The 22,648-nt window shown below is 48.7% G+C and carries 20 protein-coding genes; 11 read left to right on the forward strand and 9 right to left on the reverse strand.

The features are described 5' to 3' along the window. The first annotated feature begins 110 nt into the window (after nucleotides 1-110). The 3 genes from H6F90_RS06795 to H6F90_RS06805 all read left to right on the forward strand — a co-directional run bounded on the left by H6F90_RS06795 (nucleotide 111) and on the right by H6F90_RS06805 (nucleotide 3,381). Entirely contained in the window at nucleotides 111-2,216 is a 2,106-nt protein-coding gene (locus H6F90_RS06795) for a prolyl oligopeptidase family protein (RefSeq protein ID WP_190551365.1), read from the forward strand. 136 nt (nucleotides 2,217-2,352) lie between these two features. Further along, nucleotides 2,353-2,613 (forward strand): hypothetical protein, encoded by a 261-nt coding sequence (locus tag H6F90_RS06800; RefSeq protein WP_242024372.1) that lies wholly within the window; start codon nucleotides 2,353-2,355, stop codon nucleotides 2,611-2,613. Nucleotides 2,614-2,808: 195 nt separating this feature from the next. Further along, a complete protein-coding gene (locus tag H6F90_RS06805) occupies nucleotides 2,809-3,381 on the forward strand; it encodes a hypothetical protein (RefSeq protein WP_190551368.1) in 573 nt (190 codons plus the stop codon). A gap of 92 nt (nucleotides 3,382-3,473) precedes the next feature. On the opposite strand, the gene H6F90_RS06810 is transcribed toward H6F90_RS06805, so the two are convergent. From H6F90_RS06810 to H6F90_RS06820, 3 genes are all read right to left on the reverse strand, one after another. Continuing rightward, on the reverse strand, nucleotides 3,474-4,463 hold the full coding sequence (locus tag H6F90_RS06810) for a pentapeptide repeat-containing protein (RefSeq protein WP_190551370.1): 990 nt from the start codon (nucleotides 4,461-4,463) through the stop codon (nucleotides 3,474-3,476). A gap of 182 nt (nucleotides 4,464-4,645) precedes the next feature. Continuing rightward, a complete protein-coding gene (locus tag H6F90_RS06815) occupies nucleotides 4,646-5,455 on the reverse strand; it encodes an SIMPL domain-containing protein (RefSeq protein ID WP_190551373.1) in 810 nt (269 codons plus the stop codon). Nucleotides 5,456-5,645: 190 nt separating this feature from the next. Then, on the reverse strand, nucleotides 5,646-6,455 hold the full coding sequence (locus H6F90_RS06820; RefSeq protein WP_190551375.1) for a pentapeptide repeat-containing protein: 810 nt from the start codon (nucleotides 6,453-6,455) through the stop codon (nucleotides 5,646-5,648). Between the two features lie 603 nt (nucleotides 6,456-7,058). Here H6F90_RS06820 and H6F90_RS06825 point away from each other — a divergent pair. Together H6F90_RS06825 and H6F90_RS06830 are read left to right on the forward strand one after the other, a co-directional pair. Continuing rightward, complete coding sequence (locus tag H6F90_RS06825) at nucleotides 7,059-7,274, forward strand: DUF2945 domain-containing protein (protein ID WP_190551377.1); 216 nt, start codon at nucleotides 7,059-7,061, stop codon at nucleotides 7,272-7,274. Nucleotides 7,275-7,276: 2 nt separating this feature from the next. Further along, entirely contained in the window at nucleotides 7,277-7,606 is a 330-nt protein-coding gene (locus H6F90_RS06830; protein WP_190551380.1) for a DUF3140 domain-containing protein, read from the forward strand. Between the two features lie 31 nt (nucleotides 7,607-7,637). On the opposite strand, the gene H6F90_RS06835 is transcribed toward H6F90_RS06830, so the two are convergent. Then, nucleotides 7,638-8,480 (reverse strand): pentapeptide repeat-containing protein, encoded by an 843-nt coding sequence (locus tag H6F90_RS06835; protein WP_242024373.1) that lies wholly within the window; start codon nucleotides 8,478-8,480, stop codon nucleotides 7,638-7,640. A gap of 288 nt (nucleotides 8,481-8,768) precedes the next feature. Between H6F90_RS06835 and ilvD the strand changes: the two genes are divergently transcribed. Further along, complete coding sequence (ilvD, locus tag H6F90_RS06840; protein WP_190551382.1) at nucleotides 8,769-10,451, forward strand: dihydroxy-acid dehydratase; 1,683 nt, start codon at nucleotides 8,769-8,771, stop codon at nucleotides 10,449-10,451. A 238-nt stretch (nucleotides 10,452-10,689) separates the two neighbouring features. Continuing rightward, nucleotides 10,690-11,310 (forward strand): hypothetical protein, encoded by a 621-nt coding sequence (locus tag H6F90_RS06845; RefSeq protein WP_190551384.1) that lies wholly within the window; start codon nucleotides 10,690-10,692, stop codon nucleotides 11,308-11,310. Nucleotides 11,311-11,333: 23 nt separating this feature from the next. Here H6F90_RS06845 and H6F90_RS06850 read toward each other — a convergent pair whose 3' ends face one another. Both H6F90_RS06850 and H6F90_RS06855 read right to left on the reverse strand, forming a co-directional pair. Beyond that, nucleotides 11,334-11,639: a hypothetical protein gene (locus H6F90_RS06850; RefSeq protein ID WP_190551386.1), complete on the reverse strand. Its 306-nt coding sequence runs from the start codon at nucleotides 11,637-11,639 to the stop codon at nucleotides 11,334-11,336. Nucleotides 11,640-11,781: 142 nt separating this feature from the next. Beyond that, complete coding sequence (locus H6F90_RS06855) at nucleotides 11,782-13,506, reverse strand: cellulase family glycosylhydrolase (protein ID WP_190551388.1); 1,725 nt, start codon at nucleotides 13,504-13,506, stop codon at nucleotides 11,782-11,784. Between the two features lie 812 nt (nucleotides 13,507-14,318). On the opposite strand from H6F90_RS06855, the gene H6F90_RS06860 reads away from it, so the two are divergent. After that, nucleotides 14,319-14,492 (forward strand): PCP reductase family protein, encoded by a 174-nt coding sequence (locus tag H6F90_RS06860; protein WP_190551390.1) that lies wholly within the window; start codon nucleotides 14,319-14,321, stop codon nucleotides 14,490-14,492. Between the two features lie 72 nt (nucleotides 14,493-14,564). On the opposite strand, the gene H6F90_RS06865 is transcribed toward H6F90_RS06860, so the two are convergent. From H6F90_RS06865 to groES, 3 genes are all read right to left on the reverse strand, one after another. Beyond that, nucleotides 14,565-15,458 (reverse strand): DUF6602 domain-containing protein, encoded by an 894-nt coding sequence (locus tag H6F90_RS06865; RefSeq protein ID WP_190551392.1) that lies wholly within the window; start codon nucleotides 15,456-15,458, stop codon nucleotides 14,565-14,567. Nucleotides 15,459-16,369: 911 nt separating this feature from the next. After that, the gene (gene groL / locus H6F90_RS06870; protein ID WP_190436983.1) at nucleotides 16,370-18,010 is read right to left on the reverse strand and encodes a chaperonin GroEL; all 1,641 of its coding nucleotides are present in this window, start codon (nucleotides 18,008-18,010) and stop codon (nucleotides 16,370-16,372) included. A gap of 142 nt (nucleotides 18,011-18,152) precedes the next feature. Further along, nucleotides 18,153-18,464: a co-chaperone GroES gene (groES, locus tag H6F90_RS06875; RefSeq protein WP_190436980.1), complete on the reverse strand. Its 312-nt coding sequence runs from the start codon at nucleotides 18,462-18,464 to the stop codon at nucleotides 18,153-18,155. Between the two features lie 789 nt (nucleotides 18,465-19,253). Between groES and H6F90_RS06880 the strand changes: the two genes are divergently transcribed. The 3 genes from H6F90_RS06880 (at nucleotide 19,254) to atpC (ending at nucleotide 22,530) form a co-directional block, all read left to right on the forward strand. Next, nucleotides 19,254-20,216, forward strand: coding sequence for a hypothetical protein (locus H6F90_RS06880; protein WP_190551394.1), 963 nt, complete (start codon nucleotides 19,254-19,256; stop codon nucleotides 20,214-20,216). Nucleotides 20,217-20,553: 337 nt separating this feature from the next. Continuing rightward, entirely contained in the window at nucleotides 20,554-22,011 is a 1,458-nt protein-coding gene (gene atpD, locus H6F90_RS06885; protein WP_190436974.1) for a F0F1 ATP synthase subunit beta, read from the forward strand. A gap of 105 nt (nucleotides 22,012-22,116) precedes the next feature. After that, nucleotides 22,117-22,530: an ATP synthase F1 subunit epsilon gene (gene atpC / locus H6F90_RS06890; RefSeq protein WP_190551397.1), complete on the forward strand. Its 414-nt coding sequence runs from the start codon at nucleotides 22,117-22,119 to the stop codon at nucleotides 22,528-22,530. The last annotated feature ends 118 nt before the right edge of the window (nucleotides 22,531-22,648 follow it).

Below are 22,648 nucleotides of genomic sequence, written 5' to 3' on the forward strand. Positions count from 1 at the left end.
TTAGGAGCGATCGCGCTATTTCAAGGAGGGAATCACGCTTTTGACGGGTTCCCTCCTTTTCAGTCTCACGGAAAATATTTTTTGCCCCTATTCTTCTCTGACTTGCCACCATGCCCCACTTCAACGAACCCTTCGTTTATCCTCCTAGCCCTCAGACAGCTCAAGTTGACACCTATCACGGTGTTGAAGTCCCCGATCCCTATCGCTGGTTAGAAGACCCGGATTCGGACGAAACTCAGGCGTGGGTAGAAGCGCAAAACCAAGTCACTTTTCAGTTCCTCAATCAGATTGCGGTTCGCGATCGCCTACAGCAACGCTTAACCCAGCTCTGGGACTATGAAAAATATGGCCTTCCCTTTCGGGGTGGTGATGCCCAAAAGTATGGCGTCCCGGAGCGCTATTTCTACTTTAAGAATGATGGGCTGCAAAACCAGAGCGTCCTCTATACGCTGAACTCGCTTGATGCTGAACCTAGAGTTTTGCTGGACCCCAACAAGCTATCCGAAGACGGCACAGTGGCTCTTTCTGGGCTGGTGATTAGTGAAGACGCTAGGCTCATGGCTTATGGTCTCTCCACATCTGGGTCAGATTGGCAGGCATGGCAAGTTCGAGATATTGAAACGGGGCAAGACTTGAGCGATCGCCTGGAGTGGATTAAATTCTCTGGGGCGGCTTGGACTCATGACAACCAAGGGTTTTTCTACAGCCGCTACGACGAACCCAATGAAGCTTCTAAGCTAGAAGCAATCAACTATTTTCAGAAGCTCTACTACCATCGTTTAGGCACGCCTCAAGCTGAAGACGTGCTGGTTTATCAACGATCTGATCAACCAGAATGGGGCTTTAATGGCGGTGTCACCGAAGATGGCCGTTATTTAATCATCTCAGTTTGGCGCGGCACCGATCCCAAGAATCTAGTGTTCTATAAGGATTTGTCGAACCCTAATGCCGCCGTGGTCGAACTGATTTCTGAGTTTGAAGCTAGCTATAGCTTTATTGATAATGACGGTTCAACCTTTTGGTTTCAGACTGATTTAGAAGCACCACGGGGTCGCGTAATCGCAATCGATATTCAGGCTCCAGACCGAGAAAATTGGCGGGAACTGATTCCCCAAGCGGTTGAAACCTTAGAAGGTGTGGGTCTACTCAATGATCAGTTTGTAGCTTCCTACCTCAAAGACGCTCGCAGCCAAATCAAAATCTTTGACTTAAAGGGTGCCTTTGTTCGAGAGGTACTACTTCCTGGAATTGGCTCAGCCGGGGGCTTTGGCGGACGACGAGAGGACACCGAAACGTTCTATAGCTTCACGAGTTTTACCACTCCGCCGACCATCTATCGCTACGACATGGTGAATGGGGAAAGCAGCGTTTTCCGGCAGCCAACTGTCGCTTTCAACCCTGACGATTATGAAACCAAACAGGTTTTTTACGCCAGTAAAGATGGGACTCAAGTGCCCATGTTTATTACTCATAAAAAAGGCTTGCAGCTAGACGGCAACAATCCCACTTACCTCTATGGCTATGGTGGCTTTAACGTGTCGCTGACACCTAGCTTCTCAGTTAGCAACTTGGTGTGGATGGAACTGGGTGGTGTGTATGCCATGCCAAATCTGCGCGGCGGGGGTGAGTACGGGGAGGAATGGCATCAGGCAGGGACAAAGCTCAACAAGCAAAATGTGTTTGATGACTTTATTGCCGCAGCCGAGTGGCTGATTGCTAACCAATACACCGCTCCTAACAAGTTAGCGATCGGCGGTGGCAGTAATGGTGGCTTGTTGGTCGGCGCTTGCATGACTCAACGCCCAGATTTATTTGCCGCAGCATTGCCCGCAGTTGGTGTGATGGATATGTTGCGCTTCCACAAGTTCACCATTGGCTGGGCTTGGACTTCGGACTATGGTTCTCCGGAAGAGCCAGAAGAGTTTAAGGCGCTTTACGGCTACTCACCGCTGCATAACCTGAAGCCAGAGACTGCTTATCCTGCCACTCTGATCACCACGGCGGACCATGACGATCGCGTGGTGCCTGCCCATAGCTTTAAGTTTGCCGCAGCGCTTCAAGCTGCCCACCAAGGGGCCGCTCCCGTTTTGATTCGGATCGAGACTAAAGCAGGGCATGGTGCAGGCAAACCTACTGCCAAAGTAATTGAGGAAGTAAGCGATCGCTGGGCTTTCTTAGTGCAGATCCTTAACATTCCGATCGCCGCTGAAGGTTGAAGTTTCATCTTGAGGAAGAGTGACAAGCTCTCTCTAACGTGCGATCGCGGTTCTTCCCATTTACAGAACTCACCCCATAGGCACCCTCGTTAACATGTTTACAAAAGTTAAATATTTTAATGAGAGTGCCTTTATCATGCCTAATTTACTAGCAGCCACTCAAGAATATTGGCGCAAGTTAAACGAGCTACAAGCGGCTTACCAACGGGGAGAAGTATCACTGCCCGAAGTAGATGCTAGAGTGGCCGAGCTGATGAGCGAGTTGGGGCAAGAACGGCGGGCGGCGCTCGACTTCACGCTCGCAAATATGCGCCATTTGTGGTATCAGCAAAGAGAGATGATTATGGGCGTGAGTTTGCTGAGTGTGCTCACTTACGCTTGGGCAGTTATGCCTTAACTCAGGCAAAATCCTACAGCAGAAAATTTGAGTTTCCGGAACTTTTTGAGTTTAATTACGTCATCGTTTGGTAACGTCATAGCGGATCGCGACTTAAGTAGCTTGTGATCAACCGTTACGCTCCAAATTTGCGCTCCAGAACGGTTGTGCCTGCTATAGTTGGATGCGATCGCTCACCCAAGCGCGAGACAATTTATGAAACGATTTCTAGCTGCCCTTGCCTGCATTCCTCTCACTCTAACGGGTTCAGTTTTTGAACTCACGCCTGCTAGTGCTGCCCCCACAGCCGCCGCTCAACAGGCGCAACAGCAACAAAGAGCTAAAGAACAAAGGGCTAAGGCTGCCAGTTATCGTCGTTACATGCGACTAGGGTACGCTGCGAATAAACAGCGAGACTACCAAACTGCCCAATCGAGTTTTCAAGCTGCGCTCAGGATTCGTCCTGGCGATCCTTATGCCACGAAAGCTCTACGTAATGTTAGAGGGTTTGTACGACGCAACGAGTTAATTAGGGCTGCTAACGTGGCGCGGCAAAAGCGTGCAGATGCCTTGGGTCAAACGTTACAACAAGCAACCGCAGGGCAAGATTGGCAATGTGCAGTGGCGGTGATCGATAATTTAACCCCTTTGTTGCCTGCCAATTCATTAAAACGAGCTGAACTGCTGGCGTATCGTAGTCGGCTACAAGGGTTGATCGGGGCGGAAGCAAATGTCACCCGCTGGTCTACTATTTGTAGCCAAGCTAGTCTCACGGCGCAAGGCCGCTAAAGTTTCTAGCAGCGATCGCCTCTCCAGTAGGCTCGGAAAGTATAGGAAGCTCAGGAAGCGATCGCTCCATTCAGAAAAGTTTAGTCAAAGAATTAGCGGTACAAGCTGCCATCGGGCATGGTGGCTCCCACTAGGATTGCCTCGTCTTGGTTGGTATCAGCGATATCTGCTCCTCGGAGGCTCGCTTCTGCCAGGTTAGTTTGCCACAGGTTTGCTTGCATCAGCTTAGCCCCCCAGAGGTAAGCGCGGTAAAAACTAGCTGCGGTCAAGTTGGCTTCGCAGAGATTCGCTGCATTTAGGTTTGCGCCAGTTAAGTCTGCTTCGGTCAAATCAGCAGCGGTTAAGTCAGCTTTACTCAGGGTTGCTTCGCTTAAGTTGGCTCGGCGTAAATCGGCTTCGCTCAAATTAGCGGCATGTAAGTTCACTCGGATCAAACTCGCAACTCGTAATTGGGTTGCGCTCAAGTTTGCAGCTGTGAGGGTGGCTCCATTCAGATTGGCTCCGCCTAGCTTGGCAGCACTTAGATTCACGCCATCTAAGTCAATCCCATTCAAATCCACACCATTCAAAAAGGCGGCACTGAGTTTGGCACCATTAAGTAACGCACCATTGAGAGCAGCGCCACTCAGCCGTGCCCCAGTCAAGTTAGCCCAGTTAAGATTTGCCTTGGTGAGATTAGCGGAGCGAAGATTGATATTTCGCAAATCGGCTCCACAAAGGTTCACTTCTTGCAAGTTCGCGGCTCGTAAGTTAACTGCTGTCAGGATAGCTCCGCTCACTTTAGCGCCCGCTAAATCTGCTTTAACGAGAAACGCCCCTTTGAGATTGGCTTTGGTTAAGTCTGCATTCGTTAATCGGGTGTACCCCAGTTTGGCGAAACTTAAATCCGCTGAATAGAAAAACGCCCCATCTAAGTTTGCACCTGTCAAGGAAGCCCGACTCAGGTTGGCAGATGCAAACGAGGCACCTGTAAAGTTAGCACCTGCCAGATTGGCTCTTTCCAGGTTTACCCCAATCAGATTGAGGCCACTAAAGTCTCTTTCCCCTGCTGCATAACGTTTCAGTAATTCATCCGCATTCATACTATGGCCTCGCGATCGCTCTGGGCGGGTAATAAGTTTAAACTGCCCAAACCAAAACCAAGTTCAAAACGAATGTATCTATTGACACAAAGCGTTATACAGCTTCAATATCCTTGAGTTCTAGCTCACCTCAGCTTGAGCAAATTTTGAGCGAAGCTATCTACCAAGACTAGTGCCTAAAATCACTCGATTGTGTAAGTGATGCTGATCTGGCTTAAAACCCTTACCTCTGTAGAGGCCGCAGGATCGTAGGGAGGTGCACCTGTACTGGGAGGACTGAGAGGATTGGCAGGCCCCCCCACCTTAGAACCGCATTTAGAAAAAGCAGAGGGCGAGCCTAGGACCGGCAATTCTGTAATCTGCAAAACGGCTCCGAGCCGAACTCGCACCGCTGTTGCTAAAGCTCGCAGACGCTCTTGGGCATCGCTTAAAGCGGCTCGCCGGGAAGCATTTTCTAAAGGCTTACAGTTTTTGACAGCATACTCCGCCCCAATGCTTTGAACGGCAAGACGATTGGTTTTCTGGGCTGCATTGTTCACGGTTAAAACCACTTCTTGGACCCGGGGACGAGTTGGCTTTTCGAGCAAAACAACTACGTCAGCGCTTTCGCTAGAAGTTACTTGTACTGTGACGGCCTCGGCTGGAACACCGATGGCTTGTAACGCTGTGACTACCGGTTGTAGGACCGCAGGTTGTAGCGGTCGATTACCCACTGCCAACTGATTTGGCGCTCCTGCATCTGCACCAAACGGATTACGAGTGATTACTTGAATCTCCAGCCGAGCTATATCCGCTGGAGCCGTTACCTGTCCTTGCCCCAACACTGTAATGTTGCGTGGAGCATTCACCAAAGGAGTGGCAGGATAAGCAACCTGAGCAATGGAGGTAGAAACTGCAAGTTGCGGTAAAGCTTTCAGCTCAATGGCCTTCACCTGGGGCGGAGGTAAGAGGAACGCTGACGAAAAAAGTGCTGCGATCGCGATCCCTTTCATGGGGGCAAGACTCCTGCTTCAAGCGTTTCACTTCTAATCGTTTGCTAGCTCACGATGACTTCTACGCTGCCAGCAAGCGACCTCCACTGTTATAACCTTTCCGCTCTAGGAAACACCCAAAATACTACTGTTCAGTTAGGTAAATTGACTTAGCTACACTGAATTAACGCCTATTAGCACAAAGCTTTATCTAGTTGTGAATCGTGCCATCAGGCATCACGGCTCCACTCAAATTAGCGTTTTTTAGGTCTGTGTCAATTAACGTTGCCCGTCTCAGGTTGGCATCCATCAACATGGCATCTGTTAAGGTCGCTTCAGTTAAGTTTGTCCAGCTGAGGTTGGCGCGATACAAGTTAACGTTATTTAAGTTGGCACCCCGGAGAGTGGCCCAGCTCAAGTTGGCATTTCTGAGGTTTGCCTGCTTCAGTTGGGCCACTCGAAGATTCGCTCCAGTCAAATCTGCTTTGCTCAAATTTACTTCACTAAGTTTTGCCGCGTCTAAAATGGCACCGGTCAAAATACTATGAGCGAGATTGGCACGGTCTAAGCAGGCACGACTGAGGTTGACATGAGTCATGTTGGTGTTACTCAGGTTGGAGCCGTTGAGTGCTGCTTCTACTAGCTTGGTGCGGCTAAGATTCGCTTCATGCAAATCTGCCTCAATTAAGCTAGCGCCGCCCATATTGGCTTCACTCAAATTGGTATTTTGCAAAATGGCACCTCGAAAGTTGGCTTCACCCGACTGCGCTCCCTTCAAGCTGGCTTCGCGAAAGTTGACCCGAATCAAGTTGGCACCAATCAGAGTCGCATTCGTTAAGTTGGCTTGACTCAAATTCGCCCCTCCCAAGTTGGCACCACTCAAGTTGGCTTCGAATAAGTTCGCTCCTGTCAAATCTATCCCGCAAAGGTTGACCTCGCTCAAAGATGCGCGCATCAAGTTGACATCTTGAAAATTTCTTTCCCCTGCTGCATAACGTTTCAGCAGTTCAGCGGCATCCATAGGATTTCCTCTCGCAATTCTGTAAGTAAGCAAGTCAGCTAGGTACACTCATCCATGAGTTTTTGCTCAAACCAGCTTTAGGTTAGTGCCTAACTCTAGCCAGATCTCGGTTAGCTAGCGATCGCTGCTTGCTGATATAGCAGCTATTTACACTAGGCTGCCCTTCTAATCAGTAGAGCCTGACAAACTTTTATGCGTCTTAATAGTGATGAAATTAATTGATCCTACCTTCTGAGTTCGTGGTTACACACTATTTTCCAACTAGGCAGGGATCACACTTTTACTAACAATATTTGGCTTGAAATGAGATGAGTCTACTCTAAATTCATGAAGTTGGCATAATCCTTGCTACTGAGATCTCTTAATCAAGCTAGGTACCGGATCTGAAGGTTCTTTGGAGCTTGGTTAGGCGATCGCTGAAGTGACGTCCTACTTAAGACGCAACTGACAGACTGGTGCTTGATCCATATTTCGACAGAGTTATTTATGGCTATATTTACATAGCTTAACAAATAGTTAAAAAGCTAGTTAGTTTCTCGGAAGAAACCAAACTACAGCTAAAAAATCACTTAACTCAGCAACTGATTAAACGAGGTAACTGCAATGACAGAACAATTTAAGCAGGGCGATTCAGTGGAATGGAAGACCTCTCAGGGAACAACCCAAGGTGAGGTCAAGCAAAAGCTTACTGCTCCAACTGAAATCAAAGGGCATCATGTTGCAGCCTCTCAGGAGCATCCTGAGTATTTAGTCGAAAGTGACAAAACTGGCAAACAAGCGGCTCACAAACCCGAAGCCCTCGAAAAAGTGGAGGACTAAAAATGACTACAGATGCTAAATCAGTGGTTGAAGAGTTTAAGCAAACTGTCAACATGACGGCTCGCGAACTCAACACTTGGCTACAAACTGAAGAGTCAAAAGCGGTAGGTCAGAAAGAATCAGGACATGAATCCATCGGTCATCAATCTGGTAAACACATCGTTGAGCTGCTCAGCAAATCCCAAGCAGACTATGGCGAAGGTGATTTGTCCCAAATGAAGCGAGTGATCAGCTATGTCCACCGCCACTTAGCTCAACACCCGTCGGGGGATATTGAGCAGACTCGCTGGCGTTACTCCCTAATGAACTGGGGCCACGATCCACTTAAGTAGGGGCGATCGCTTAGTTCAAGTTGGCCAAAACCTACTCATAGGTTCTACCGTTGGGCATGATGGCTCCGACTAAGCTAGTGTTGCGGAAATTTACCTGATTGAGTTTGGCATCAATCAAAATCGCTTCTTGCAAATTACCTTCGCTGAGGTTGGCCCAACTCAGGTTGGCTCGGTAAAGATTGGCGCGACTCAGGTTAGCCCCTCGTAAGGTAGTCCAACTCAAATTCGCGCCTCTCAGATTTGCTCCTGACAAGTTTGCCTTGATCAAGGTGGCTCCGCTTAAGCGGGCACGGCTGAGGTGCGCCCCTTGCAGGTTAGCCAACTCTAAAATGGCTCCATTCATAATGGCGTTGGTGAGGTTAGCTAGCTCTAAGGCGGCCCCTTGCAAAATGGCATTGGTGAGATTGGCCGCTTCTAACATCGCTCCGTTGAGAATCGCATCAGTTAAGTTGGCCCGATTCAAAGCCGCCTCTGCCAATTTGGCTCGACTTAGATCAGCGCCGCGTAAGTTCGCTTCACTCAAACTCGCCTCACTGAAATCAGCCGCCACACAAATCGCGTTAGTGAGGTTGGCCCCCCGCAGATTGGCAGTCTGCAACTTAGCTTCTCGTAAATCTACACCCGTGAGGTCAGCGCCTGTGAGATTTGCTTCTTGCAAGTTTGCTTGTAAATTCGCATTGCGAAGATTGGCTTCTCTCAGATTTGTGCCAATTAAGGAAGCACCCAGCAGCTTGGCACCGCTCAAATTAGCTCCTCGCAGATTCGCCTCACTTAGATCGGCTGTGGCTAAATCTGCACCTGCTAAATTGGCACTGCGAAAATCTCGCTCGCCTGCTGCATACCGCTTGAGTAAATCCATAGGCACCCAGGTCATCTTGATCCGCTTTTGCTGTCACTAGCTTTAGAGTGCCTTAATGGATACAAGGTGCATCATTCCTTTTAATTCTTAAGAGTTTAATTTTCCGAGCGGACGAGGCGATCGCTACTTGTTTCGCCACTAATGACGATGGCAATTAATCTTTTCTGAAAAGGGTCAGAGAAAAATCAGGCCAGCGATTGGGTCATTACTGTAAGGATAAACAACATCACCAATAGTCTTGCATTCTGACAAAATCAGAGAAAGCAATGAACCGAATCCTCACAGCTTTTACAGGAAAGAAGAATGCCTGATAACGTTAGAAGCCAAGTCGTAACTCAAGGTGTCCAGCGATCGCCTAATCGTGCCATGCTTCGGGCAGTTGGATTTGGCGATGATGACTTTACCAAACCCATTGTAGGGGTCGCTAACGGTTATAGCACGATTACCCCGTGCAATATGGGCCTAAACGATTTGGCAAAGCGGGCAGAAACCGGGGTAAAAATGGCTGGGGCGATGCCTCAGATGTTTGGCACCATTACTATTAGTGACGGTATTTCGATGGGAACCGAAGGGATGAAGTACTCCCTGGTCTCCCGCGAAGTGATCGCTGACTCAATTGAGACGGCGTGCATGGGCCAAAGCATGGATGGTGTGTTGGCCGTGGGCGGCTGCGACAAAAACATGCCAGGTGCCATGATCGCGATCGCCCGCATGAATATTCCATCTGTTTTCGTGTACGGTGGCACGATTAAGCCAGGGCACCACAACGGTAAAGACTTAACCGTGGTCAGTGCTTTTGAAGCGGTGGGCGAGTACAGTGCTGGCAAGATCAGCCAAGACGAGCTACTAGAAGTAGAACGCAAAGCTTGCCCTGGTGCAGGCTCTTGCGGCGGTATGTATACCGCTAACACCATGTCTTCCGCGATCGAAGCGATGGGCATGAGCTTGATCTACTCTTCTACGATGGCGGCTGAAGATGCCGAGAAAGCAGAAAGTGCTGAAAAGTCAGCTTTCGTCTTGGTCGATGCCGTTCGTAAGCAAATTCTGCCTCAGCAAATCCTGACTCGCAAAGCCTTTGAGAATGCGATCTCGGTAATCATGGCTGTGGGTGGTTCTACTAATGCGGTGCTGCACTTACTCGCGATCGCCCATGCAATTGGCGTTGAACTCACCATTGACGACTTTGAAACTATCCGGGGCCGTGTACCTGTCTTGTGTGACCTCAAGCCATCTGGTCGCTATGTCGCCACCGATTTGCACCAAGCGGGGGGCATTCCTCAAGTCATGAAGATGCTGCTGGAACATGGCCTGCTACATGGGGATGCGCTGACTGTGACTGGGCAAACTCTGGCTGAAGTCCTGGCTGAAATCCCGGCTGAACCTCGCGTTGACCAAGATGTGATTCGTCCCTGGAACAATCCCATGTATCCTCAAGGCCACTTGGGTATCCTCAAAGGCAACTTAGCGACTGAAGGTTCTGTCGCCAAGCTAACTGGGGTAAAGAACCGTCGTATCACTGGCCCTGCACGGGTGTTTGAGTCGGAAGAAGAATGTTTGAAAGCGATTCTGGCGAAGCAAATCCAAGCAGGAGATGTGATTGTCATCCGCTACGAGGGTCCCAAAGGTGGTCCTGGGATGCGAGAAATGCTGGCTCCTACCTCCGCCATCATTGGGGCTGGGTTGGGTGACTCGGTGGGCTTGATCACCGATGGTCGTTTCTCTGGCGGTACTTACGGGATGGTTGTGGGTCACGTTGCACCTGAGGCGGCTGTAGGAGGTGCGATCGCGCTGGTTCAAGAAAGTGACACGATTACCATTGATGCGGATGCGCGGCTGTTGCAACTAAATGTGTCGGATGAGGAGTTGGCGCAGCGTCGGGCAAATTGGCAACCTCGTCCGCCTCGATATACGAAGGGGGTTTTGGCGAAGTATGCGAAGTTGGTGGCTTCGAGTAGTGTGGGTGCAGTGACTGATCTGAGTTTGTAGTTGTCTTTTCCCAGCTCTCTACACAACATCAAATGCTTGGGAACAAGCGCCCCCAAGCCCCCGCTGAGGGACGGTTGCGTCCCTCAGGCTCCCTCCAAAAGTTTTTGAAGGGCAAGGATCAAACTGTATCTATCTGTGTCAGTTTTCTAAGAATTTGGTTCATAGGTCCCCAGGTTATGGTCTGGGTTGGTAGCTTGGCAAGGTAAGGCATCTTATTCAGTCGTATCTAAATAGAGTGATGACGATCAAGATTGATGGTCTCAATCCTATTTCCAATACTTTGCGGGTTATAACGAACCAGGTTCTGACGCATGCTGAGCAGGCTAGGGTTAGAGCGGCAGATGCTGTGAGTGCTACAGCTCAACAAGCACAAATGTCTATCACTTATGCAGTTGAACAAGCCAAAAGCTCAGTAGAAGGCACAGTGCAGCCAACTGGGAGATTGAGTAGTGGTATGACTGACGCGATGCAAAATGCCTTGGGTGGGGCAATACAACAGTGGATGGCGGGACATCAGTTTTGGGCTTGGCTGATTCAGCATCCTTTGATCTCGGTTGGGTTGCTGCTGGTGTTGTTAGTACTGTTACAAGGATTGTTCAGTGCGATCGCCCAGTTAATTCAACGGGCAGGATTAGCTTTGCTGCGATCGCCTTGGCAGCTCAGCCAGTGGTTGCTTGGTTTTAGCACCAAGTCATTTCAGTCAGCTTTAGCTCCGGGTCCAAAGCAAGAAGTTGAATCGAAGCAGCAAAGATTGACGGAAATTGTGCATCGGCTAGAAGTTCTCAAGCAGGAGCAGGATGCTCTATTGCAAGAAGTCAAAGCAATTGTGGCATCGGACTCTGCCACGCGCAAGGGTTAGGGCTTCTAGCGATCGCTTGTTAACTATCCACATTGGCTTTGCCGTTCGTAAGCTTCCCCTTTGCGAACATCGGCTGGGACGTAGACTGAGCCACCTCCGGAGTTACTGTTGATGTAGTTGCCACGGGCGGTGCTGTTGCAGTTAAAGGCAGTTACCGTAGGTTGTGGCGATCGCTGCCCACACAAGTTTTCTAAGTTGATCAGTTGGTTGCTATTGGTTTCCATGTAGCAAACGGGAGTATCTGGGTTAGCGTTGGTCGTGGTTGCTGGACGAGGGGCGTTGTCTTGGGCGATCGCTGGAGCAGTGACTAGTAAAGCAGTTGCAGCCATAGCCAACCGAACAAATAATTTCTGCATAATGAATCCAAATGAAGGTGCAGGTAGGGGCGAATGGGGATTCGCCCTCACAATGTTGCACGTGGCAACTCAATTACTGGCTAGAGAAAGTGGAAGCACAAATTGCGATCGCTGGTTATTTCACCGTCACTTGAGTGGGTTTGTAGTCGGTGCCCAGTTTGTTGGCGCAGAAACCCATCTCTAGAGTTTGGTTTGGCGCAATGACTCTGGCCCAATCTGGAGCGGTGGCGACATAACCTGTGCTTTGCTTCACCAAATTGCCATTCCAGCTATTAGCGATCGCGGCTTGATTCATCTGGAAGGTGACTTGCCAGTTAGAGCTACTATTCGTTGTGCCAGAGTTGGTGACACGCAGATTGGTACAAAAGCCAGAAGCCCAATCGGATTGCATAATCGCTTCTGCTTTTAGTGCAGTGGAAGTCGTAGGTGTGGGAGTAGGCGTTGGTGTTGGCGTAGGAGATGGACTTGGACTGGGAGCAGGAGCTGGGCTAGGGGTTGGACTCGGACTGGGGCTGGGTAGGGGAGTTGGACTAGGGGCAGGAGTTGGGCTGGGCGTAGGACTGGGAATCGTGCTGCCAATCTGATTGGTGGTAGAACCAACCACACCAGTGGCCAGTGAGAGCAACGAACCTAAAAGTTGTTGCTTAGCAGCATTAACAGTGCGCCAGTCATCTTGCAGAATGCCACCCGTATCACCACTGTTGGGGTTCCAGCTCCAGTAGGTAAAGCTGAGATTTTTCTGGTTAATAAACTCAACAAATTTGCGTTGCCAAATCCCCTCTTTGGAGGTGCTATCGACTTGTCGCCCGCCAAACTCCCCAACCAAGATGGGCGCAATTCCTTGAGTGGCAATGTAGTGGAATCCAGTTTCCCAACGGGTTGGCAGGTTGTTGGGGAAAGTTGGATCAGAGAACCAAGCTTGGTTGAAAACACCAGGACCATACTCGTGCGGAGAATAAACTAGCTTGTTGGCTACAGGTAAACGTACTGGGTTGTTCTTCACGCCTTCTAAGTTAGCGCCCCACCAATGGTTAGCAAGTTGTTGTCCTGCTACGTTTTTCTCGACACCCTCTACCACAATTAACCAATGGGGGGCGATCGCCTGAATCGCTTTACCCGCTCGTTCTGCCGCTAGTCGCCAATCAGTTGCAGGGTCATTTGTGCCCCAGCTGGCCCGACCATGCGGTTCGTTTTTCAGGTCGGCACCAATCACGTTCGACTGGTTCTTGTAGCGGGTGGCCAGCATTTTCCAAGTGTCGATCCAGTCGGCTTCGGTAAAACCATCGCCATACCAAAGTTCAGGGATTTGTTGATCGTTGAGTCGATGACTGTCGAGCAGCACTAGCAGTCCTTGACGGTTGGCTTCTTGAATCACCAAATCCATAATTTGCAGGGGAGTTTTGCCTTGCAGCTCGCGATTGCTGCCGATGCTGAAATCAACCCCTTGCACAGTGCTCGATCGCAACGATTGCACCGAGTAAGGTAGGCGAATTAGGTTATAACCCTGGCTTTTGATTTGGGCCAGCATTTCTTTGTAATCTCGTACCCACAGACCATGTGGTGCATGGGTTTCAGTTTCGATGCCAAACCAGTTGATTCCTCGTAACAGGACTGGCTGACCGCTAGCATCCACAATCCGAGATCCTTTCGTAGATAGCGGCAGTTGAGCATTGGTGGCTGCATCGGCAACTTGCATTGCACCCGGTTGTAAGGTGAAACCAAGGACCGAAAGTACAAAGGCTCCTCGATAAAAGGACCGCCAAAAGCGAGCGGTGCGAGAACGCTGAGCCACAAGTTGGCTTTGAGCAGATTGCTGTTGCAGTGTCGTTTGACGTGCCATCTGAATTGCCTCCTCTACGATTTCGCGTGGAGTTAGGCAAAGTTGAATTCCAAAGCAGTGTGAATGTTGTCAGCCCAAGTGACTGTCTGAGCAGGGCTCAGAGGGATATTTATTTAACTGGATAGAGAACAATGCCAAGACTAAAGCCAGCGGAAACAGTGTTTCCACAAAATGCAGAAAGGAAGACTGGTATAGCTGGTACAGCTAAGTTGAGTTGGGACGATCGCCTTAATTTGAATGAGAAAAACTTAAACCAAAAATTCCATCAACAATCGAACATCATCAATTAGCGCTTAACCTTACGACTGGACTCGGATTATCTGCAATCGTTCGGCGCGAACGAGTAGACGTTATTGGTAACAGAATTCGTGTGATCAGAGGTGATCATTACTTCAGAGCGCACACAACTGAGGGAAGGAAGGCCGTTGTTCTAGCGCAACGGCTTTCAAGATAACGGATATAGCTTCAGCACCCTGGTAATTCAGCACTATTCTGACTGATTTCACACTTTTTGGAGTCAACTTCACACTAACGACACAAATCTAAATTTTTGATGAAGCTATGTCATCCCTAAAATTACTTAGCCAATTAAAAATAGAACCGCAAACCAAGAATAATGAGTTGTATTTTTTTATACTAGGGTGCTTCAAGCCTAAAGCTAGCGGCTTTTTCACTCTGTCGGCTGAGCTCGGTAACTTCACGGTATAAAAATAATTTAAGTCTAGATTTTTTCTTGCCATCTGTTCCAGGCAAGTCTACGCTCTAAAAATGGCGCAAGGCCCAAATCAGTGAGCCCATAGGAGATACAGACGATGAGTGATGCAATTCAGTGGACCGCCGACGCAGAAGCCCGTCTCAAAGAAATTCCTTTCTTTGTTCGTCCAGCTGCCCGCAAAAAAATCGAGAGGTTTGCCCAAGAGGCAGGCATCAACCAAATCACAATCGAAGTCTACGAGCAAGCCAAACAAAAATTTGGTTCTAATTAAATGATTGCCCTGCTTTGTGTGGGGCGATCGCACTGTTAGCTGATTGATCCAAGAAATATATCCAAACTTCTCTTACCAAAAACTTCTTGACCACTCATTCCAAATTTCATTACTAAGAGATCCAGATGCAACTCTATCTCTAACTTCTTCAGAATAGATATCATTTGGCCAAAGCCTTGCTTTACCTTCTCCTAGTCCGGGAAGCGAGGTAGAAAAAAGATAATCTGCTAATCTTCTAACCATCGGTTCTTCCTGTGCAAGCTTGTATAGAAGATAAGAAACAAGTGAACCTATAGGGGTAAAGCCTGTTGTTTGACCCTGGCTCTCAATTGCATTGCACACATGACTTGTGAAACCTGGATTCCGCTTAGTCGAAGACCACGTTGCTAAATCAGCGACACATACAAGATCAAGCATTTCTCTAGGGTGTTTGACATTTTCTGAATCCGCTTTTTCAAGATAATTGTTAATCCTCTTTACAGGAGTTGAAGTTTTACCTTTCCAACTATGTGAGTGGGAGAGTAGGCCATATATGATTGAACTGTGTAACTCCTTGTAAGGAGTACCTATACGCTTCGGCAAGTACTTTCTAATCTCTACAGCATTTTTAGTGGCACTACAAATGTGAGCTGCTTTCAAGGTAACTTTACACTCAAAAGCAGCCGCAACTCCTCCAGCAAGATAGAGCTTCTTAGTTAACAATTGCTTTGGATAAATAGGATGGAGAATGAGAATATCTATTTGAGGGCTTGCTATTCCTTGAGAACTTAGAATTCTTCCTTTGGTTACAACTTCATATATTGGTGGTAGCCAATTACGAAATAGTTCTGCCCAATTCTCTTCTCCTTGATCTCCTGCTGTTCCAGGATCTTCAGTGGCTCGCTTTCGAATACGGTTATATTCACAACTCATTTCCGTAGTAACAGACTGCATAAAATCATTTAGGTCATGGGATTTAATTTCCATAAAGTCTCTTTTTCAATTAATTCAAGATATTAGAGCTTCAGTAAGGTGAAAGAGTAACTACTTTTGAGCTGTAATAACTAGGACAGCCTATAATTTCTTGCTACTGGAGAATAGAGCAAAGTAACGATGCATTCACTTTTCAGGCAGGGCGATCGCTCTCCATCTCAGTTGGAGTAATCATTTGAGAAATTAGGGGTCGGGTTAGTGTAGCTGCTGTAGAACTTACTATGCGCGCTTGCTGGCTGTAGCTGCTTTAATAATGCTGAGATCTATGGTGTCCAAGCTAAGACCAATCCTGCCAGCTCTCGGTTTTTTCTGTGGTTTGCTTTTAGCTGCGATCGCAACTCAACACAATATTTTCTTGTTAGGGATACTAGTAGGGATGCCAGGATTGCATGGGGTACTAATTGCTAGAAGCGCGCTTAGGGGCCAGAGGCAAGCAAAACTAGATAAAAAATGTCTGATCGGAGAACTTGCCTGTGCCAGTTTTCTGGTTGTGGCTAGTTTAATAATGTTGGCGTCTGCTGCGTTCCATAAAATACCCTTCTTCCCAGCTCTCGCTCTTTTCTGTGGCTTGCTTCTAGCAGCGATCGCGACTCTTCCACTAATCATTACAGGAGTGCTGAAGGTCATCACAGCGGTGAGGCAAAAGCGAGAGGTGTGGCAGAGCGTATTGAAGTTATTACTAAATTCTTTAGCGCTTCTAATCTATTTGGTGGCTCTAGCCTGGATAAGTGTGTTCCTAGTCTTCCTCTTATCCGGTGAGCCTTATATGGGTAACTAGCAGCCTAATTTCGATATGGGCGATCGCGATCGCCTTGGCTGCTAAAAAACCGCAAAAGAAAAGGTAGGAGCGGTACATGACCAACTCCTACCCTTGGGACTAATTGACTTAAATGACTAGCGAGAGATTAGTAGTCGAAGTCGCCGCCACCCATGCCAGCGCCAGCACCAGCAGGAGCGCCATCCTTAGGCTCAGGCTTGTCAACCACGATGCACTCGGTGGTTAGCACCATGCCAGCGATGGAAGCTGCGTTTTGCAGAGCAGAGCGGGTAACCTTCGCAGGGTCAACGATACCAGCTTCGAACATGTCAACGAATTCGTTGGTTGCTGCGTTGAAGCCAACGTTGAAGTCCTTCTCTTTGACGCGCTCAGCAATGACCGCACCGTTCTGGCCTGCGTTCTCAGCAATGCGCTTTAGGGGAGCAGCTAGGGCGCGAGCCACAATCAAAGCACCTGTGAGTTCTTCACCCTTGAGGTTGCCGTTTGCCCACTCTTCCAGTTGAGGAGAGAGGTGAGCCAAGGTGGTGCCACCACCAGGAACAATCCCTTCTTCTACAGCAGCTTTGGTTGCGTTGATCGCGTCTTCCAAGCGGAGCTTACGATCCTTCATTTCGGTTTCGGTCGCTGCGCCGACTTTGATGACTGCAACGCCACCTGCCAACTTAGCCAAGCGCTCTTGTAGCTTCTCTTTGTCGTAAGAAGAATCAGTTTCTTCCATTTGACGGCGGATTTGCTCAACACGAGCTTTGACTTGAGCTTCGTTGCCTTCAGCCACGATGGTGGTGGTGTCTTTGGTCAAGGTGATGCGACGAGCGCGACCTAGGCTATCTAGCTTGGTGCTATCTAGTTTCAGACCTGCATCTTCGGTAATCAGTTGACCACCGGTTAGAACAGCGATGTCTTCGAGCATGGCCTTACGGCGATCGCCAAAGCCAGGAGCTTTAACAGCCGCAACGTTTAGAACACCACGTAGACGGTTCACAACCAAAGTTGCGAGCGCTTCTTTCTCAATGTCTTCTGCAATGATGACCAAGGGGCGACCAGCACGAGCAACTTGCTCTAGTACGGGCACTAAATCTTGCACCAAAGCAATTTTCTTGTCGGTGATCAAGATGAAAGGCTCATCTAGAACTGCTTCCATCCGCTCGGTGTCGGTAGCGAAGTAGGGAGAGATATAGCCTTTGTCAAAGCGCATCCCTTCGGTGATTTCTAGTTCGGTAGTCATGGACTTCCCTTCTTCTAGGGAGATCACACCTTCCTTGCCCACCTTATCCATCGCGTTGGCAATCATTTGACCAACTTCATCGTCGTTGCCCGCAGAGATGGCACCGACTTGAGCGATCGCCTTGGAATCTTCAACAGGGCGAGCGTGCTCTCTAATTCTGTCCACCAAGAAGCCTGTACCTTTATCGATACCGCGCTTGAGGGAAATCGCATTGGAACCCGCAGCCACGTTACGCAGACCTTCTTTAACGATGGCGTGAGCCAACACGGTTGCAGTGGTGGTGCCGTCACCCGCCGCGTCGTTGGTCTTAGAAGCAGCTTGGCGAATCAAGGAAACACCAGTGTTCTCAACGTGATCTTCAAGTTCAATTTCTTTGGCGATCGTGACACCATCGTTGACGATTTGGGGTGCGCCAAACTTCTTCTCTAGAACTACGTTGCGGCCTTTGGGACCCAAGGTGACAGCAACTGCTTCAGCCAGGATGTCCATGCCTTTTTCTAGAGCACGACGAGCGTTTTCGTTGTAAATGATGCGCTTAGCCATAGGATTTAAGTTCAGTAATGAGGACAACGAATCGGATGGAATCTTGAAAGCTTTGGTGTTTAGCAATTAGCAATTAACTCGTGCCAGCCTTGGGGTGCAGCTTTGTTCAACCCTCAGCAGTTAATGGCTAATGATTTCTAAACTATGAAACAATCGCGAGAATATCTTTCTCAGAGAGCAATACGTACTCTTCGGTACCCAATTTAATGTCGGTCCCTGCATACTTGGAGTACAGTACTTTGTCACCAATTTGCACTTCGAGTTCCTGACGAGCACCATCGTCGTTACGCTTGCCAGGACCTACTTGGACAACTTCTCCAACCTGAGGCTTCTCCTTAGCGTTGTCAGGCAGAAGGATGCCACCTGCGGTTTTTTCTTCAGCCGCGCTGACTTTAACAAATACGCGATCGCCCAAAGGCTTAACGGTAGAAACGCTCAGAGATACAGCTGCCATAAAAAATTCTCCACACTACAGGTTTAGATCCAGTTCAATTTCGGCAGGCCCAGTCTAGTTAAGCCAAACCTGAAATGTCGTAACCCATGCTGTAGCACTAAGCTTTTGTCCACAGTCATAGGTCGATCTGATCCGGGGGATTGAGGCGTTAGCACTCTCCATCCCTGAGTGCTAATCTACCTAAGGTCAGATACGATTGCAACTGATTCGGCTGTACGGGTTCCCGAACTTAAAATTTGTTGCTGGTTGCAGTCTTACCGATAGGCGATCGCTACTATCGCTGTGTATTAATCGTTTCGAGCTGATGGACTCAAAGCGATCGTGCTGCTTTTAGCCTCTTATCTGGCTCTTAACTAAAAACGGGCAAAATTAAATTTTGTATCAAGCCCTACATACCGTGTTTTTACTGGCTGATTCAGAAATCCAGTCCTGAATATACATATAGGTCTGAATGATCAAAAATCAGGTTTCAGCCTTGTAGCCTTAGCTACCAAAGCTTTTTATCCAACCTAAGCTTAAATTCATTCACCCTTTACAATCAGAGTTGGAATGTATTTTTTTGGATAATTCTACGTAGGGACACTAGGGCTCTTAAATCAGGACATGCCAACTTAACATTGGAAGTTCGGTTTAGAGTTTGTACTTGCGATCGCAACCTAAGCAGATTCAGTTGATCTACAGTTAGTTGGTTTAGCCACAGTTAGTTATAGCTTTCCTAGCCAGCTTTACCCAGTCGCGGAAAGAGTTCGGTTGGGCCACTTCCAACCCCATCATGCATTTTCGAGAACCATGAATTTTATGGGGATCTCTACAGGTACAGCCCTTCAATCTCTATTCCTAGCACTAGCGCTAGCAACGGGCTTTGGTTCTGATGCTCAGGCAACTTTACTATTCGACCGGGGACTACCCAACGAAAACATCAATAATACAGCTCCCAATCATCCTGCCTTTGATCCAGACCGTAGCAATATTACTTGGGGATTTGCCGATCGCATAGGCTCTGGCTACTCTTACCCCTTGGGCGACGACTTTTCGTTTGGCATCGCCGGACAAAAGTATTTGGTTGACACCTTGCGAGTGTGGGCAGTGATTGGAGTTGCGAATACAGCAGCAACGATTCCCAATAACTTCTGGCAGAACTTCACCTTATGGGGTGGTCAGGTAGACTCAGGAGCAGCTGGATTGAGCACAGTCCACAGTGGACCAACCAATGGTTCTGATCCCCGGATCAAGATTTCTCAAGTCACCTATGTGGATGGTGAAAACTATTGGGCAGAACCAGTTCAGCTATACCGTAAGATTTGGCAAATAGATTTTACGGGTCTCAACTGGGCGATTGAGGGAGGCCAATTGTACCAGTTCTTTGTCGATGGTCATGGCTTTACTAGCTTAGACACTTGGAATGTCTTTCCTGTCCTTCATGCATCCAATGCTGCTTTAAGTGGCTCTCCCTCAGCTGGAGCAGATGATTTCTATCGGCTACTGCGGATTAAACAGGGTACGCCAGATTATGTTGGCACATGGAACTCTAATAACCTGGGTCTACCGGGAACTTATGGCGCTAGCGGTTTATCAGGGCGGGGTGGCTGGAACAAGTCATCAGATATCAATGTGCAAATTTACGGCAACCTCTTTCCAACGACTAACCCAACTGTAATTCCTGAATCCAGCTCTGTTAGCAGTCTGCTGGGATTGGGCGTATTGGGAATTGGAGCTTGGCTAAGAGGGCGAAAGCGCGATCGCCAACCCTAAACTTAATCCTCGTTATTGAACACCGTTGCTAACCACTGCTACCGAACAATCGTTTCTTTAACTCCATCTTGCCCTCAATCAGAATTTGATCCTGACCGTTGCAGAGCGATCGCATTTACAACTTCAATTTTGATATAGCAATCCCAATTGGTTTGTGAAGAGTGTGCCTCTCACAATCCGATAGACTTATGAAGCATTTAGGACGGCTATAGAAGTGTGAAACTGAGTCCAACTTCAAAAAGATTTACGATTCCCCTTCAGTGATAAGCTGGAGGATGGCGACTTTTAAGACTGTCCTTAAGTACTCGAAATAGCTGTTCACAACATAGGCGCGAGCATGGTCACCACGGCAGAAAAGACAAATGTTGGTTACGTTTCCCAAGTCATCGGTCCCGTTTTAGACGTTAGATTTCCTAACGGTAAGATGCCGAGGATCTATAACGCTTTAAAGATCGAAGGTAAAAATGCAGCGGGACAAGACGTTGCTATTACTTGCGAAGTGCAGCAGCTTCTAGGCGACAACCAAGTTCGTGCCGTCGCCATGAGTTCCACCGATGGCTTGGTGCGTGGAATGGAAGCCGTTGACACAGGCGCTCCCATCAGCGTGCCCGTCGGTGCTCCTACCCTAGGCCGAATTTTTAACGTGCTGGGTGAGCCCATCGACAACAAAGGCCCAGTTGATACTCAAGAAACTTTCCCCATCCACCGTGCCGCTCCCAAGTTAACCGACTTGGAGACAACACCCTCCGTATTTGAAACCGGAATCAAAGTGATCGACCTGCTGACCCCCTACCGTCGGGGTGGCAAGATTGGTCTATTTGGTGGTGCTGGTGTAGGCAAGACCGTCATCATGATGGAATTGATCAACAACATCGCTACCCAGCACGGGGGAGTCTCCGTATTTGGTGGTGTAGGCGAGCGCACCCGCGAAGGGAACGACCTCTACAACGAAATGATGGAATCCGGGGTTATCAAGAAGGACAACCTCAACGATTCCAAGATTGCTCTTGTGTACGGTCAGATGAACGAACCACCCGGAGCTAGAATGCGGGTTGGCCTGACTGCTCTGACGATGGCTGAGTATTTCCGCGATGTCAACAAGCAAGACGTACTGTTGTTCATCGACAATATTTTCCGTTTCGTTCAAGCGGGTTCTGAAGTATCTGCGTTGTTGGGCCGGATGCCTTCTGCGGTAGGATACCAGCCTACGCTCGGTACTGACGTAGGTGACCTACAAGAGCGGATTACCTCTACCACCGAAGGTTCGATTACTTCGATTCAAGCGGTTTACGTGCCTGCGGATGACTTGACCGACCCAGCACCTGCAACCACCTTCGCTCACTTGGATGGAACCACCGTACTTTCACGGGGTCTCGCTTCCAAAGGTATTTACCCTGCGGTAGATCCTCTCGACTCTACCTCCACCATGCTTCAACCCAGCATTGTTGGAGATGAGCACTACAACACCGCTCGTGCAGTCCAGTCGACTCTACAGCGCTACAAAGAACTGCAAGACATTATCGCCATTCTCGGTTTGGATGAATTGTCTGAAGACGACCGGGTGATCGTAGCGCGGGCTCGTAAGATTGAGCGTTTCTTGTCTCAGCCCTTCTTCGTCGCAGAAGTGTTTACGGGTTCTCCTGGTAAGTATGTCTCGATCGAGAATACGATCAAGGGCTTCCAGATGATTCTGGGTGGCGAGTTGGATGCGCTTCCTGAGCAAGCCTTCTACCTGGTAGGAGACATCAACGAAGCGATCGCCAAAGCCGAAAAAATGAAGGCAGACGGCAAATAGCAACGAGATGAGAGGTAAGGGACGCGAGGTGAGGAGCTACGAATCCAAATTTTGCTTCTTTGGCCTTGAGTCCCTCACTCTTATTCCCTAGCCCTGGAGAAACCTATGACATTAACTGTACGTGTAATTGCCCCAGACAAAACTGTTTGGGATTCTACGGCTGAGGAAGTTGTTTTGCCTAGCACTACTGGGCAATTGGGCATCCTGAGCGGCCATGCTCCCCTACTCACCGCCTTGGAAACTGGCGTGATGCGCGTCCGTCCTGGTAAGGATTGGGTCGCGATCGCCCTGATGGGTGGTTTCGCAGAGATCGAAGCCGATGAAGTCACCATTTTGGTGAATGGTGCAGAGCGCGGTGAAGCGATCGACTTGGACAAAGCTCGTGCTGCCTACTCGGAAGCAGAAGCTCGCGTCAACCAAGTACAAAACGGTACCCGTCAAGAACAAATTCAAGCTACCCAATCTCTCAAGCGGGCCCGAGCCCGTCTGCAAGCCGCAGGTGGTGTTGTGCAGCTTTAATCGAGCCTTAATTACTTTTCAGTCTTAACTCCCTTTGGTCTTGCGCTAGAGGGAGTTTTTTATATGCAACTTACTAATCTTGATAAGAGCTTTACTAAAGGCACGTAAAATCACAAAA

The organism is Trichocoleus sp. FACHB-591 (genome assembly GCF_014695845.1).
GTDB lineage: Bacteria > Cyanobacteriota > Cyanobacteriia > FACHB-46 > FACHB-46 > Trichocoleus.

Bases quoted from the DNA above. Each gene is read 5' to 3' on its own strand.
- H6F90_RS06795 (WP_190551365.1), top strand. From the start codon at position 111: ATGCCCCACTTCAACGAACCCTTCGTTTATCCTCCTAGCCCTCAGACA.
- H6F90_RS06800 (WP_242024372.1), top strand. From the start codon at position 2,353: ATGCCTAATTTACTAGCAGCCACTCAAGAATATTGGCGCAAGTTAAAC.
- H6F90_RS06805 (WP_190551368.1), top strand. From the start codon at position 2,809: ATGAAACGATTTCTAGCTGCCCTTGCCTGCATTCCTCTCACTCTAACG.
- H6F90_RS06810 (WP_190551370.1), bottom strand. From the start codon at position 4,463: ATGAATGCGGATGAATTACTGAAACGTTATGCAGCAGGGGAAAGAGAC.
- H6F90_RS06815 (WP_190551373.1), bottom strand. From the start codon at position 5,455: ATGAAAGGGATCGCGATCGCAGCACTTTTTTCGTCAGCGTTCCTCTTA.
- H6F90_RS06820 (WP_190551375.1), bottom strand. From the start codon at position 6,455: ATGGATGCCGCTGAACTGCTGAAACGTTATGCAGCAGGGGAAAGAAAT.
- H6F90_RS06825 (WP_190551377.1), top strand. From the start codon at position 7,059: ATGACAGAACAATTTAAGCAGGGCGATTCAGTGGAATGGAAGACCTCT.
- H6F90_RS06830 (WP_190551380.1), top strand. From the start codon at position 7,277: ATGACTACAGATGCTAAATCAGTGGTTGAAGAGTTTAAGCAAACTGTC.
- H6F90_RS06835 (WP_242024373.1), bottom strand. From the start codon at position 8,480: ATGACCTGGGTGCCTATGGATTTACTCAAGCGGTATGCAGCAGGCGAG.
- ilvD (WP_190551382.1), top strand. From the start codon at position 8,769: ATGCCTGATAACGTTAGAAGCCAAGTCGTAACTCAAGGTGTCCAGCGA.
- H6F90_RS06845 (WP_190551384.1), top strand. From the start codon at position 10,690: ATGACGATCAAGATTGATGGTCTCAATCCTATTTCCAATACTTTGCGG.
- H6F90_RS06850 (WP_190551386.1), bottom strand. From the start codon at position 11,639: ATGGCTGCAACTGCTTTACTAGTCACTGCTCCAGCGATCGCCCAAGAC.
- H6F90_RS06855 (WP_190551388.1), bottom strand. From the start codon at position 13,506: ATGGCACGTCAAACGACACTGCAACAGCAATCTGCTCAAAGCCAACTT.
- H6F90_RS06860 (WP_190551390.1), top strand. From the start codon at position 14,319: ATGAGTGATGCAATTCAGTGGACCGCCGACGCAGAAGCCCGTCTCAAA.
- H6F90_RS06865 (WP_190551392.1), bottom strand. From the start codon at position 15,458: ATGGAAATTAAATCCCATGACCTAAATGATTTTATGCAGTCTGTTACT.
- groL (WP_190436983.1), bottom strand. From the start codon at position 18,010: ATGGCTAAGCGCATCATTTACAACGAAAACGCTCGTCGTGCTCTAGAA.
- groES (WP_190436980.1), bottom strand. From the start codon at position 18,464: ATGGCAGCTGTATCTCTGAGCGTTTCTACCGTTAAGCCTTTGGGCGAT.
- H6F90_RS06880 (WP_190551394.1), top strand. From the start codon at position 19,254: ATGAATTTTATGGGGATCTCTACAGGTACAGCCCTTCAATCTCTATTC.
- atpD (WP_190436974.1), top strand. From the start codon at position 20,554: ATGGTCACCACGGCAGAAAAGACAAATGTTGGTTACGTTTCCCAAGTC.
- atpC (WP_190551397.1), top strand. From the start codon at position 22,117: ATGACATTAACTGTACGTGTAATTGCCCCAGACAAAACTGTTTGGGAT.